Consider the following 13,808-nt stretch of genomic DNA (forward strand, 5'->3'; position numbering starts at 1 on the left):
CCCATGAGTAAAGTCGTTCTGGATGTATCCGATGTCGACAAGAAATTCGGTGGTCTCCGCGCACTCAGCGACATCAATCTGCAGATTGAGGAGGGCACGGTGAACGCCATCATCGGGCCCAATGGGGCGGGGAAATCCACCCTGCTGAACGTTATCGTCGGACGCCTGCCTCCGAGCCGAGGCCACGTGAAGTTCAACGGGCAGGAACTGACCGGCAAGCGCCCCTATGAAATCAACCAGATGGGGGTGGCCCGCGTCTTCCAGACTCCGGAGATCTTCCCTGACCTCACACTGCTGCAGAATGCCATGGTCCCGGCACTGGCCAAGCGCGACGGCCAGTTCAACATGAGCATCCTCAAGAGCCTCTATCACGAAGCGGAACTTCGTGAGGATGCCGAGCAGATGCTGAAAGACCTGGGACTGATCGAGCACAAGGACCAGCTGGCCAAGTCCATGTCGCGGGGGGACAAGCGGCGCCTGGAACTGGCCATGTGCCTGGTCCAGCACCCCAAGCTTGTGCTGCTGGACGAACCCACGGCCGGCATGTCGCGGCATGACACCAACCGCACCATCGACCTGCTGAAAAGCATCAAGGAACAGGGCATGACCAAGGTCATCATCGAACACGACATGCATGTTGTGTTCAGCCTGGCCGACCGGATCAGCGTGCTGGCTCAGGGCGCCATTATCGCGCAAGGCACCCCCGAGGAAGTCCGCAACGACCCCAAGGTCAAGGAAGCCTATCTGGGAGGAGAGCAGCTATGAGCACGGTAAAGGTGCCCACCAGCAAGCCTGTCACCGCAAGCGGCTCGGCGCCGGCCTTTTTCTCGGCCTGGGATGTCCATGCCTACTACGGCGAGAGCTATATCGTGCAAGGGATCAACATCGACGTCCGGGAAGGTGAGATCGTTGCACTCCTGGGCCGCAACGGCGCAGGCAAGACCTCGACCCTGCGCACCCTGGCCCGCATGGATGATCCGGAATTGCATGGCGGAGAAATCTGGCTGGACCACCAACCCTTGCACGAGATGAAATCCTGGCAGGCTGCGCGTCTGGGGCTGCAGCTGGTCCTCGAGGACCGTCGCATCCTGCCCGGCCTCACGGTCGAGCAAAATCTGGAGCTTGCCCAGATTGCGAAGCCTCACGGCTGGACCATCGAGCGTATCTACGAGCTTTTTCCCAGGTTGGGCGAACGCAAGGAGCAGGAAGCGACAACCCTGTCCGGCGGTGAACAGCAGATGCTGGCCATCGGTCGCGCCTTGGCGCGGGATATCAAGCTCCTGCTTCTCGATGAGCCTTACGAAGGCCTGGCGCCCGTCATTGTCCAGGAGATCGAAAAAACCCTTCAGAACGTGAAGGCCCTGGGCATCACAACCATTATCGTGGAACAGAATGCCATTGCGGCCCTGAAACTGGCCGACCGTGCCATCATCATGGACAACGGCCAGATCGTTTTCGACGGAAGCTCTCAGGAAGTCCTGGATAATCAGGAACTGCGTGACCAGTACTTGGCCATATAGGCAGTTTCCCATAAGCGAGTCCATCTCGGACTCATCCCAACTGAAACCCCGGCCATTCGCCGGGGTTTTTTTGCTTCCCCCTCAAAACAAACGGGGCATCATGAACCTTGCCCAGGCATGTTATCGTGCCGAGGGCCTCGTCTTTGCGAGAGCAGGATCGCCAACGTCCGCAAGGAACAGGAAAACAGGGGAAATATGGAAATGCGCAAAACACTGCTCGCCGCCACAGTAGGGTTTCTGGCCGCGGCACCGGCCTTGGCTGCCGAGGATGTCATGGTGGTGTTCGATGGCTCGAATTCCATGTGGGGACAGATCGATGGCACCGCCAAGATCGAGATTGCCCGAGAGGCCATGGACAGCCTGATGGGAGACTGGACCGAAGGCACCAACGTCGGTCTGATGGCCTATGGGCATCGACGGGAAGCGGATTGCAAGGACATCGAAACGCTGATCGAACCCGGTCCCTATGAGCGCGAGTCCTTCTTCTCGAAGATCCAGGGCATTACGCCGCGCGGCAAGACCCCGCTGACCGATTCCATCGAGCAGGCCGCAGAAACCCTGGCCTACCGCGACAATCCGGCAACCCTGGTCGTGATCACGGATGGCATTGAAACCTGCCGTCGCGACCCCTGTGCCCTGGCCGAGGACCTGGAGCGCATGGGCGTCGGCTTCACAGCCCATGTGGTGGGCTTCGACCTGAAAGACGAGGAACAGGACGCCGTCGCCTGCATCGCCGAACGCACGGGCGGCCGTTTCCTTCCGGCCGGAGATGCCTCGGAACTCGGTACGGCCTTGAGCGAGGTGGGTGCAACCGTGGCCAAGGAGCCGGAGCCGGAACCTGAGCCGGCCCCCGAAGTCGAGTTGACCGTGCCTGAAACCGCGGACAGCGGCGCGAGCCTGCCCGTCAGCTGGCAAGCGGAAACGCAACAGCCCAAGGACTACATCACAATCGTGCCCGCAGGCGCCGAAAAGGGCAGCTACACCAACTACTTCCGCGTCAAGGAGGAGAATGAGGGCAGCCTTCGTGCTCCCGGTGAAACGGGGTTGTTCGAGGTTCGCTATGTCCGCGACGAGGACGACAGCACACTTGCATCTGCTGAAATCGAGATCACCGATCCCGAAGTGACCGTCAGTGCACCGGAATCGGCCATCACAGGTGAGGCCTTTTCCGTCTCCTGGACAGGAAATGTTCACCCCAAGGATTACGTGACAATCGTATCCATGGGGGCCGAGGAGGGTGCCTACACTGACTATACCCGTGTGAAGGAAGACAGCGAGGGACAACTTCAGGCGCCCGCCGAGACGGGCGTCTATGAAGTTCGCTATGTCCTGGACGAAGGCGACCGTACCCTGGCGTCCGCCGAGATCGAGATCACCGAGCCAGATGTCACGGTGTCCGCTCCGGAGAAAGCCACTGCCGGCGCCACCTTCGAGATCAGTTGGACGGGCAACGTACATCCCCGGGATTATGTCACCATCGTCCCCATGGGCGCCGAGAATGACGAATATATGGACTATGTCCGCGTCAAGGACGTCAACGAAGGCAAGCTCCAGGCACCGGCCGAGACCGGGCTTTATGAAGTCCGCTATATCCTGCGCGAGGGAAGGAAACCGCTCGCTTCGGCCGAAATCGAGATCACGGAACCCGAAGCCACGGTAACGGCCCCGGAGAACGCTACGGCCGGCAGCACCTTTTCCGTCAGCTGGACGGGCAACGTGCATCCTCGGGATTACGTCACCATCGTCCCCATGGGCGCCGAGAATGACGAATATATGGACTATGTCCGCGTCCAGGACGGCAACGAAGGTAAGCTTCAGGCACCGGCCGAGACCGGGCTCTACGAAGTCCGTTATATCCTGCGCGAGGGAAGGAAGCCGCTCGCTTCGGCCGAAATCGAGATCACGGAACCCGAAGCCACGGTAAGCGCCCCGGAAAGTGCGATCGTCGGCTCCAGCTTCCCGGTCAGTTGGACGGGCAATGTGCATCCACGCGATTACGTCACCATCGTCCCTATGGGCGCCGAGGATGACGAATATATGGACTATGTCCGCGTCAATGATGACAACGAAGGAAAGCTCCAGGCACCGGCCGAGACCGGACTCTATGAAGTTCGCTATATCCTGAACGAGGGAAGGCAGCCACTCGCCTCGACCGAAATCGAGATTGTCGAAGCCGGTATGGAACTGAGCGGCCCGGATACTATCCGGGCCGGCGACGAAATCACTGTTAGCTGGTCGGGAACAGTGCCGCATCCGCGCGATTACGTCACCATCGTCCCCATGGGCGCCGAGGAAGGCTCCTACGGTGAATATGAACGCGTTCAGTCCAAGGACGAGGCCAAACTCCCGGCACCTGCCGAGACCGGCATGTACGAAATCCGCTACATCCTCAACGAAGGCAAACGGACCCTCGCTCGACACATGCTCGAAGTGGTGGATGAAACGGCCGCTCTGGATACCGGCGGATCGCTGGAGGTTCCGGAAACGGCAAGCGCTGGCGAGACCATCAAAGTCTCCTGGTCGGCGGACACCGAAAGCGGGGACCAGCGCATCGCTTTGGCCCAGGCCGACCAGGCCGACTTCACCTGGATCGAGGTTCAATCTGCTTCGGACGGTCCCCCGCTGAGCTTCACCCTGCCCGAAGAAGCGGGGCAGTACGAATTCCGCCTGCTCGACATACCGGGCCGGAAAGTACTGAGCCGGGCCATCGTCGAAGTCCAATAAGCCTGCCCACACTTGGCTGACCGCTGCCCCGAACATGAAAGCCTCATGACGGGGTGGCCGGTCCGGCGCGGCCGGTCCGATCCCGAAACAACTCCCGAGTCTTTACAGCAAGAAGGAAAAGACATGCGCAAGAAACAACTGGCCTGCTGTCTGCCGCTCCTGGTTTTCACCACACCTGCAATCGCCGGAACGGAAGAGCCGGAGACCTGGCACCCGACCCAGGATTACTACCTGGAGAAGGTGGTCGCTTGTGAGGCCGGTGAGTTCACGACCAGTGAAAGCGCTGGCGCTGTCGTGCGCTACGAGGTGGTCGGGCAGGAAGAGCAGCTCTGCCGCCTGCGCTTCACTTACCTCCACAATCCGAATCCGCAGCTTGCGGAGAAACCGCTGACATTCCTTGTCGATCCCTCGGCCTCGGATCTGGAATCCGAGGTGAAGAACCAGTTGCGTGCCTGCCTGGAAGGCGGCGGGCCCGAAGGCAGCTGTCAAGGCGAACTCTACCAGGTTCTGGGCGGTTCCTCGGCCGAGGCCGCACAACAGGCCTCCACAGAGGGCCCCTTGCCTTGCGGACAGCCTGTAGAAGCCGAGGGCGCGCCGCTCTATCCCATGCCGAAAGGGGGCAAGTGGGGGTACGTCGACCGGGACGGCAACTGGGTCATAGAACCACAGTGGGAGCAGGTGGACGACTTCTCCGAAGGCCGGGCGGCCGTCGGCACCTGGCAGCGCTGGGGCATCATCGACCGCTCGGGCAGCCTCGTGCTGGACATCGAATACGAAAATCCCTCCTACACCACCCATGACGACAGACGCATTTCCTCCGCCCCGTTCGAACTGTTCTCGGAAGGCTGTGCCGCAGCCGAAATCTTCACCAGTGAAGCCGAGTATCTCTTCGTGGATCGTGACGGCGGCCTCCATCGCCCATCACTTCCAAACGGAGAGGAACTGGCAGGACTGGGCAACTTCTCGGAAGGCCTGGCCTGGTTCTCCTGGAGCGAGGACCTGGAGTGGCACTACGGCTGGCTGGACAGCCAGGGTGAAGTCGCCATTCCGGCCGAATTCGCCGACGCCGGGGATTTCGTGAACGGAATGGCCCCTGCGGAATCGCAAAGGGGTGGTGCCGGCTTCATCGACCCCACCGGCCAACTCGTGCTGCCGCGCAAATGGACGTTGGAGTCCGCACGCGCCTTTTCCGAGGGCCTGGCACCGGTCTCCGTCGAGGCTTTCACCACGCTCTACATGAACCAGGAGGATTTCGCGATTGAACAGGTCCACGATCCGGAAACCGGCAAGAAAGTCGAAATCGAGATGGGCGGGGCATTCCAGAGTGGTCGGGCGCCGGTCAAGGTGAAGCTGGTGGAGGACAAGCGGTCCGTTTTGGCCTACATCGACAATCAGGGCCAGGTGGCCTTCGTGCCGGAGCGACTGCCGGACCTTGCCCCTTGCCACAACGCACGCCTGCCCGAGTTCCATGGGGGCTTGCTGCGCCTGCTGGTGGCCGATGACGGAAAAAGCTGCGGAGAGGGCGCCTTTGGCCTCGGTCTGCCCAGCTATCCCGATGCCCATTACGTCTATCTGGATCCCGAGGGTCAGGTGGTGCTGCGTCAGGAGAAAACCGCAGGTGACCAGGGCTGAGCAGAACGGTCCTTTGCCAGGTTTTTTCCTGCGCTGTCGTATTTGACCGTAGTTCGAAGATTGGGTACCTCTAGCGCCTCGGACGCTGGAACACCTCGCGGGTTCCGGCGTCCCTGTCACAAGAACCGACAGGGGCATGCGAGCAACGCGAAGCGCCTGCAAGGATATCCGGAACTCGAACAGGGCATGGACAGCGACAATGAACAAGACCGCAACGGCCGAGATGGATAGCAGCGAAAGCCACAGCGATACGGACACACTGGTCGAAATCCAGGATGTCTCAAAGACCTATGACGGCGAGACCCTGGTCATCGAAGGTCTCAACCTGGACATCCAGCGCGGCGAATTCCTCACGCTGCTGGGGCCCTCGGGCTCCGGCAAGACCACGGTTCTGATGATGCTGGCAGGCTTCGAAACGCCGACCGGCGGGACCATAAAGATCGGTGGGAAGGAGATCACCCGGGTTCCCCCCTACAAGCGCGATATCGGCGTGGTCTTCCAGAACTATGCCCTCTTTCCGCACATGACCGTCGCCGAGAACCTGCGCTTTCCCTTGGATGTGCGCGGCGTTGCCCGCAAGGAGGCCGAGAAGAGCGTGGATCGTGCGCTCGAAATCGTGCGCCTGCAGGGCTTCGGCAACCGCAAGCCCACACAGCTCTCGGGCGGTCAGCAGCAACGCGTCGCCGTGGCCCGCGCCCTGGTTTTCGAACCGAAGCTGATCCTGCTGGACGAACCCCTGGGCGCACTGGACAAGAACCTGCGCGAGGAAATGCAGATCGAGCTGAAGCACATCCACGAGCAGCTAGGCGTCACCATGGTCTATGTGACCCATGACCAGGCCGAGGCCCTGACCATGTCGGATCGTGTGGCCGTTTTCGAGGCCGGCGAAATCCAGCAGCTTGCCGGGCCGGATACCCTCTACAATGCGCCCGAGAACGCCTTTGTTGCCGGCTTCATCGGCAAGAACAATCGCCTGACAGGCAAGGTTGAAAGCAGTGAAGGGAAGCACTGCGTCGTACAGCTGGAGGACGGCAACAATCGCGTCAAGGCGCTGGATATCCGCACCGACGGTCCGGGCAGCCGCACCACGCTCTCCGTGCGTCCGGAACGCGTCCGCCTGGGGGAAGCGGCCGAAGGCTATGACAATGTCTTCGAAGCCGAAATCCGCGAAACCATCTTCATGGGCGACCATGTCCGGGTCGGTGTGGCTTTCGGAGGCGACGAGGAGTTCGTGATCCAGGTCCCGAACACCGAGGAACGCGCAGCTCTCAAGGTCGGGGACAAGGTCCGCATCGGCTGGCGAGCCGATGCCTGCCGCGCGCTGGATTCCGCCTGACACCCGGGTGACGGCAGAACATCCGGGGGGGCAGGCCTTACCTGGGTATTTTCAGACTCAGGCTCATCCAGACAGGCCGCGCATGCGCTCGCTGCGACGCTTGAGCAGGCCGGCCACGATCATGAGACCCGTTGCCATCACCACCAGCAGGGTCGCCATGGCCAGGATCGAGGGATCGATATTCTCTCTCAGGCCAGAGAACATCTGCTTTGGAAGGGTTCTCTGAGTCGGTCCTGCCAGGAAGACCGCCACCACCACCTCGTCAAAGGAGATGGCGAAGGCGAAGAGCGCGCCTGAGGCCACGCCTGGTGAAATGATGGGCAGGATGACGCGCCGGAAGACGGTAAGCGGTGGCGCGCCCAGGCTCTGTGCCGCCCGCACCAGGGTCCCGTCGAAACCCTCCAGGGTCGCAGCCACGGTAACCAGCACGAATGGCAGGCAGAGAGCCGTGTGTGCAATGATCAGGCCGGTAAAACTGTTGGTCAGACCCAACTGGGCAAAGAAGAAATAGAGCCCGACGGCCGTGATGATCAGGGGTACGATCATGGGGGCCAGCAGGAAGGCATTGATCACGGGCAGGCTGCGCAGATTCTTCCGCGCCATGGCCAGGGCTGCCAATGTGCCCAGCGTGGTTGAGAAGATGGTGGCCCCGATCGCGACAAACAGGCTGTTGCGCAGGGTGAACATCCAGGGTCGCGGGGCCAGGACCTCCTCGTACCAGCGAAAAGAAAAGCCCGGCATGGGATAGGACAGGAAGGTGCCTGAGCTGAAGGACAGCGGAATGATCGCGAAGATCGGCGCCACCAGGAAGACGCAGACCAGGGCCACGAAGATGCGCAGACCATAATGGCCGACGACCTGGGGCTTGGTTGCATAGGAGGGTGCAGCCATGTCTCTCCTCACGTCCCCATCTGGATTCGGCCCGTACCGGTCAGGCGCGTGAATATGGCGTAAAGCACGAAGATCATGAGCAGCAGGATCACGCCCAGGGCGGCAGCAAGGCCCCAGTTCAGGGTCTCGTTCGTGTGGTAGGCGATGAAATAGCTGATCATCTGGTCCTCGTTTCCACCGAGCAGTGCCGGCGTAATGTAGAAGCCGATGGCCAGGATGAAGACCAGCAGGCAACCGGCCGCGATCCCCGGCATGGTCTGCGGAAGGTAGACCCGGCGAAAGGCGCGCAGGGGCGGCGCACCCAGTGAGGCGGCCGCACGCATGTGAGAATGAGGGATGCCCCGCATCACGGCATAAAGCGGCATGATCATGAAGGGCAGAAGGATGTGGATCATGCCCACATAGACGCCGAACCTGTTGTAGAGCAATTCAAGGGGCGCATCGGTCAAGCCCAGGTTGACCAACAGTGTATTGATCGGCCCGCTGCGCGAAAGCAGCACCATCCAGGAGGCCGTGCGCACCAGCAGTGAGGTCCAGAAGGGCAGCAGCACCAGGACCAGAAGGATGCCCTGCACCCTCCGCGAAGAGTTGGTCATCAGGAAGGCGATCGGATATCCAAGCAGCAGGGCTGCCAGGGTAATGACAAAAGCCATCCAGAGCGTTCGTTCGTAAAGATCCAGATAGATGGCCTGATGCTCGGAAACCCACTGGAGGCCTCCGTCTTCTGCCCATTCAAGATCCAGCGCTGTCAGCACGTAGTCCAGGGTAAAGGGGCTCGCGTTTTCCTTCAGCGCTTGCCAGTACTGGGTTTCCTCCCAACGGGGATCGATCCCGATCAGGGTCTCGGTCCAGCTGGCCTCCGGCTCCTCGTCGGGCAGGCCAAAGGCGGTCGCGCGCAACAGGCCGCGATAGCCGGCGATCTCATAATCCAGGCGCCGACCGGGTGCAGAGAGTTGGCGCTCATCCCTGGCATCGCGCAACTCCTGGGCAAACTCGGCAACAATGGGTTCACCGGGCATGCCTTCGCCATCCCACTGCTGAATGGCCGCCATGCTTTCCGGAAAGGTATTGGCCACCTCCGGGTTCTGCACGGCGCGATAAAGCATCAGCGCTATGGGCAGCGCAAAGAAGATCAGCAGGAAGATCACGGAAGGCGCAAAGAGGCCGAGAGAGCCAAGACGTCTGCGTCGCTCGGTTCGACGAAGCCGTTGCTTGAGATCCGCGGTCGTGGCCGCCATTGATGCAGACTCCGAGAAAACGGGCGGTCAGGATATCTCCTGACCGCCCGGCAGGTTACACGCGATTGCTTACTGTGACGCCCAGGCGTTGAAACGCCGATCCAGGCGCTCCTGGTTGTCCACCCAGAACTCGGTGCTGTTCAGCAGCGCACCTTCCAGGTTATCCGGAGCTGTCGGAAGACGCGGTGCCATTTCCTCGGGAACCGATTCAAAGGCTGCTTCCTTGGTCGGGCCATAGGCAATGTGCTGCTGCAGGCGAGACATGTTCTCGGGCTCGCTCACGTACTTGATGAACTCGACCGCCTCGTCCTTGTTCGACGTGCCGCTGATGATGGCCCAGGAATCGATGGCATAGATCTGACCTTCCCAGGCGATGTCCACCGGCTGGCCTTCGGTCTGCGCCTTGTCGATGCGACCGTTGTAGGCAGTGGTCATGGCAACGTCGCCGGAGGCGACCCATTCCGGCGGCTGGGCACCGGCTTCCCACCACTGGATGTGCTCCTTGAGTTCGTCCAGCTTGGCAAAGGCGCGGTCCACGCCTTCTTCGGTGCTAAGCGTCTCATAGACGTCTTCTGGTGCGACACCATCGGCCATCAGGGCCAGCTCGAGATTGAACTTTGCACCGCGACGCAGGCCACGCTTGCCCGGGAACTCCTCGACGTTGAAGAAGTCATCCCAGCCGCTGGGCGTGCCTTCGACCTCGTCCGTGTTGTAGGCGTTGACGATCGACCAAACGATGGTTCCGGCACCGCACTCACTCGATCCGCCGTCGATGAAGTCATCACGACCACCGATCTCGTCCCAGGGCAGGCGCTCGAGATAGCCCTGCTGGCAGGCACGTTGAAGTTCGGGATCCTCGAGCTGCACCACGTCCCAGACGACCGAATCGGTCTCCACCATGGACATGATGTTTGAAAGGCCACCGTTGAAGCTTTCCTCCAGGATGGGGATGCCGGTCTCTTCGGTGAAGGGTTCGAAATAGGCGATTCCCTGCTGGTCCTGATAGGAACCGCCCCAGCCGACCACCGTCAGGTCACGGTCCTGGGCCGCAGCGATGCCGGCCAGGGTCATGCTGCCCAGGGCCGTGGCGGCGAGTCCCAAAGTGATGTTTCTTGCTACAGACATAATGCCTCCTTCTTCTTATCGGTAATGATCTGTCCGCACTGAAAGCTACGGAACTCAATGGGCTTTGTCCATATCGCCTCTGGTTGAACTGCAGCTTAATGCAGCCATGAGGCGAACCGGCGCCTTGAGCCCCGATGCCGTTGGCTTCCCTTAGAACCCAACGGCCTGGCCATCCTTGCGGTGATCCGATCCGGCGATGTAGATGCCATTGTCCATGCGATGGATCAGCTGTGCGCCGCCGAATCCAAAGGCCGCTTCCGGTGGCTCCACAGTGATCACGTGCCCCAGGGCCCGCAGCCCGTCCAGGGTTTCCGCCGGGAAGGTCTGTTCCATCGCCACCCGGCGCCCACCGGTCACACGCCAGCGCGGCGCATCACTGGCGGTCTGCGGAGTCTGGCCGTAGTCCAGCATGCGCAGGACCATCTGGACATGCCCCTGGGCCTGCATGGGACCGCCCATCACGCCATAGCTGGTCAGCGGCTGCCCCCCTCGCGTCAGGAAGCCGGGAATAATGGTGTGGAACGGCAGCTTGCGCGGGCCCACGGAATTGGGGTGATTGGCATCCAGCCGGAAGCCGGATCCCCGGTTCTGCAGGCTGATGCCCGTCTCGGGCACCACGACGCCGGAGCCGAATCCCTGGTAGTTCGACTGGATGAAGGACACCATCGCACCACTGGCATCTGCCGCGGTGATATAGACCGTGCCTCCCGGCCGCGGGATGGCATGGCCGGGATCGCCGGCTTTCTTCGGATCGATTTCCTGCGCCCGAGCCTTCAGGTAGTCCGGCGCCAGCATCTGCTCCGGTGCGATCTCCATCGTTTCCGGATCGGACACATGGGCATAGACCTCGGCCAGGGCCAGCTTCATGGCCTCGATCTGCAGGTGCAGGCCGGCAACCGAATCCACGCCGTGATCATATACGGAGGTATGCTCCAGAATCCCAAGCGCGATCAGGGCGGCAATCCCCTGTCCGTTGGGCGGAATCTCGTGGGCTTCCACGCCATGATAGTCCTTGCTGACAGTTTCGCACCAGAAGGGTTCGTGGGACGCCAGGTCTTCTATGCTCAGCGCACCGCCGTGCCGACCGGCGAAAGCCACCATCTTCTCCGCCAGCTCACCACTATAGAAGGCCTGTCCGCGCGTCTCGGCGATCAGGCGCAGGCTGCGCCCCATCGCGGCATTGCTGTAAAGTTCCCCGGCTTTCGGCGCCCGGCCCTCCGGCATGAAGGCCTCGGCAAAGCCCGGCTGCTCCTTCAACACCCGGGCGCCGTTGGCCCACAGCTGGGCGATGATCGGGGTGACTGCATAACCCTTATCGGCATAGGTGATTGCCGGCTCGAACAGGGCCTCGAACGGCAGACGGCCGAAGCGCTCCGACAGTGAGACCCAGGCCGATACGGCACCGGGAACGGTCACCGCATCCCAGCCACGTTCGGGCATCGCCTCCTGCCCGGCAAAACGCTCGGGCGTCCAGGCAGCAGGCGCCCGGCCCGAAGCATTGAGGCCGTGCAGGCCTTTGCCATCATGCAGGATCGCGAAGGCATCGCTGCCCAGACCGTTGCCCGTGGGCTCGACCACCGTCAGCGCGATTGCGGTTGCCAGCGCCGCATCGACGGCGTTGCCGCCCTGCATCAGCATCCGCAATCCGGCCTGCGATGCCAGCGGCTGCGAGGTTGCCACCATGTTGCGTGCCATGACGGGCATGCGCTGGGAAGGATAGGGAAAATCGAATGTCATGGACATGATGGAAAAGCCTTGCTCCGGTTTGGGTTTGGGTTTGCGTGTCGCAGCATGAATCTGGTTCGGTATCAACTGCCGTTTTCAGCCTGCAGCTTCTTCCGCTGGCGATAGCGATAACGGATGAACAACAGGATCGAGACCACGGCCAGGACCAGGAAGCCCGCCGATACGGGGCGCGTGAAGAACAGGCTCCAATCCTCGTTCGCCATCAGGGCCCGGCGCAGGTTCGTCTCCGCGATGGGTCCCAGGATCACGCCCAACACCAGGGGGGCCAGGGGATAGTCCATCTTCTTCAGCACATAACCAAGGGCACCCACGAAAAACAGCAGGTGGACATCCGTGACACGATTGTTGAGCGCGAAAACGCCAACAGCACAGAAGACCAGGACCAGCGGCACGATGATGTGCTTGGGGACCTTGGTGACCATCAGGAAATAGCGCATGGTCATCAACGCGATCACCAGCATCATCACCGCCGCCACGACCATGGCGACGAAGATGCTCTGAACCAGCTCCGGATTGTCCACCATCAGACGCGGCCCGACGCTGATGCCATGCACCATCAGGGCCGCGATCAACACGGCGTCGACGGCGCTGCCGGGAATGCCCAGCGCGATCATGGGAATCAGACCGCCGCCAGCCGTCGCGGAATTGCCGGATTCCGAGGCCACCACGCCTTCGGGGATCCCGGTTCCGAACTTCTCCGGCGTCTTCGAGGCCTGCCGCGCCTGGTCATAGGCCAGCAGGTTGGCGATGGAGCCGCCTGCCCCAGGCACGGCACCGATGAAGACACCGATCAGTGAGGAGCGGATCAGGTTGACCGGCCGCGACAGCGTCTCGCGCATGAACTGGAAGGGCCGGAAGACGATGGGGCTGTCGACCAGGGCCTTGCCGCGCTGGACCCGGCCGACATCCTCCAGTTCGCTCAGCAGCTGGCTGACCGCGAAGATGCCGATCAGCACAGTCAGAAAGGGCAGGCCCGCTTCCAGCATGCGAAGATCGAAGCTGAAGCGCTGGGCGCCCATCATGGGATCGTCGCCGATGGTGGCCAGGAACATCCCCAGGATACCCGCGATCATGCCGCGCAGCATGGACTGCCCGACCAGGCTGGCGATCACGGTCATGGCAAAGACAATGAGGGAGAAGTACTCCCAGGGCCCCAGCTCGATGGCAATGAGAGCCAGGGGCGGGGCGGCCAGAACCAGCACGATAACCGAGATGATGGTGCCGAAGAACGAGGCCCAGATACCCAATCCAAGGGCCCGCCCGGGATCGCCGTTGCGCGCCATGGGGAAGGCATCGAATGTGGTGGCCACTGCCGAAGGCGTCCCCGGGATACTCAGCAGGGCGGCCGATATCATGCCGCCACAGAGGCCGCCGACATAGACGGCCAGCATGGTGGCCACCCCCTGGATTGCCGGCATGTAGAAGGTCAGCGGCAGGGTCAGCACGATGGCCATGGTGATGGTGAACCCCGGAATGGCCGACGCGACGAGACCGGCCACGACCCCGATCAGCATCGTTGCAATCGTGGCCAGCTGGAATATCTGTCCCAGCGCGCCTCCAAAGCCTTCAAACATGGCGTTCTCGCTTCCCTGTTGT

Annotated in this window: 10 protein-coding genes; 5 read left to right on the plus strand and 5 right to left on the minus strand. The window is 61.7% G+C overall.

Annotated elements, in window-relative coordinates; all coding sequences use genetic code 11:
- Window positions 1-3 precede the first annotated feature (3 nt).
- The 5 genes from BP38_RS0114540 (at window position 4) to BP38_RS0114560 (ending at window position 7,212) form a co-directional block, all read left to right on the plus strand.
- Complete coding sequence (locus BP38_RS0114540) at window positions 4-765, plus strand: ABC transporter ATP-binding protein (RefSeq protein WP_026988337.1); 762 nt, start codon at window positions 4-6, stop codon at window positions 763-765.
- Window positions 762-1,520, plus strand: coding sequence for an ABC transporter ATP-binding protein (locus BP38_RS0114545; RefSeq protein ID WP_026988338.1), 759 nt, complete (start codon window positions 762-764; stop codon window positions 1,518-1,520). The genes BP38_RS0114540 and BP38_RS0114545 overlap by 4 nt, the downstream gene beginning before the upstream one ends.
- A 201-nt stretch (window positions 1,521-1,721) precedes the next feature.
- Window positions 1,722-4,244 carry a VWA domain-containing protein gene (locus BP38_RS21915; RefSeq protein WP_162175169.1) on the plus strand — a complete coding sequence of 841 codons (2,523 nt, stop codon included), beginning with the start codon at window positions 1,722-1,724 and terminating at the stop codon, window positions 4,242-4,244.
- A 123-nt stretch (window positions 4,245-4,367) separates the two neighbouring features.
- Window positions 4,368-5,876 (plus strand): WG repeat-containing protein, encoded by a 1,509-nt coding sequence (locus BP38_RS0114555; RefSeq protein ID WP_026988340.1) that lies wholly within the window; start codon window positions 4,368-4,370, stop codon window positions 5,874-5,876.
- A gap of 199 nt (window positions 5,877-6,075) precedes the next feature.
- Window positions 6,076-7,212, plus strand: coding sequence for an ABC transporter ATP-binding protein (locus BP38_RS0114560; RefSeq protein WP_081816698.1), 1,137 nt, complete (start codon window positions 6,076-6,078; stop codon window positions 7,210-7,212).
- 63 nt (window positions 7,213-7,275) lie between these two features.
- Here BP38_RS0114560 and BP38_RS20845 read toward each other — a convergent pair whose 3' ends face one another.
- The 5 genes from BP38_RS20845 to BP38_RS0114585 form a co-directional block, all read right to left on the minus strand.
- Complete coding sequence (locus BP38_RS20845) at window positions 7,276-8,103, minus strand: ABC transporter permease (RefSeq protein ID WP_035725407.1); 828 nt, start codon at window positions 8,101-8,103, stop codon at window positions 7,276-7,278.
- Between the two features lie 8 nt (window positions 8,104-8,111).
- Window positions 8,112-9,341 (minus strand): ABC transporter permease, encoded by a 1,230-nt coding sequence (locus BP38_RS0114570; protein ID WP_026988342.1) that lies wholly within the window; start codon window positions 9,339-9,341, stop codon window positions 8,112-8,114.
- A gap of 69 nt (window positions 9,342-9,410) precedes the next feature.
- Window positions 9,411-10,466, minus strand: a complete 1,056-nt coding sequence (locus BP38_RS0114575) for an ABC transporter substrate-binding protein (protein WP_026988343.1) — start codon at window positions 10,464-10,466, stop codon at window positions 9,411-9,413.
- A gap of 150 nt (window positions 10,467-10,616) precedes the next feature.
- On the minus strand, window positions 10,617-12,209 hold the full coding sequence (locus tag BP38_RS0114580) for a gamma-glutamyltransferase family protein (protein ID WP_026988344.1): 1,593 nt from the start codon (window positions 12,207-12,209) through the stop codon (window positions 10,617-10,619).
- Window positions 12,210-12,274: 65 nt separating this feature from the next.
- On the minus strand, window positions 12,275-13,786 hold the full coding sequence (locus BP38_RS0114585; RefSeq protein WP_026988345.1) for a tripartite tricarboxylate transporter permease: 1,512 nt from the start codon (window positions 13,784-13,786) through the stop codon (window positions 12,275-12,277).
- Window positions 13,787-13,808 lie beyond the last annotated feature (22 nt).

Source organism: Fodinicurvata fenggangensis DSM 21160 (assembly GCF_000686045.1).
Classification (GTDB): domain Bacteria; phylum Pseudomonadota; class Alphaproteobacteria; order Kiloniellales; family DSM-21159; genus Fodinicurvata; species Fodinicurvata fenggangensis.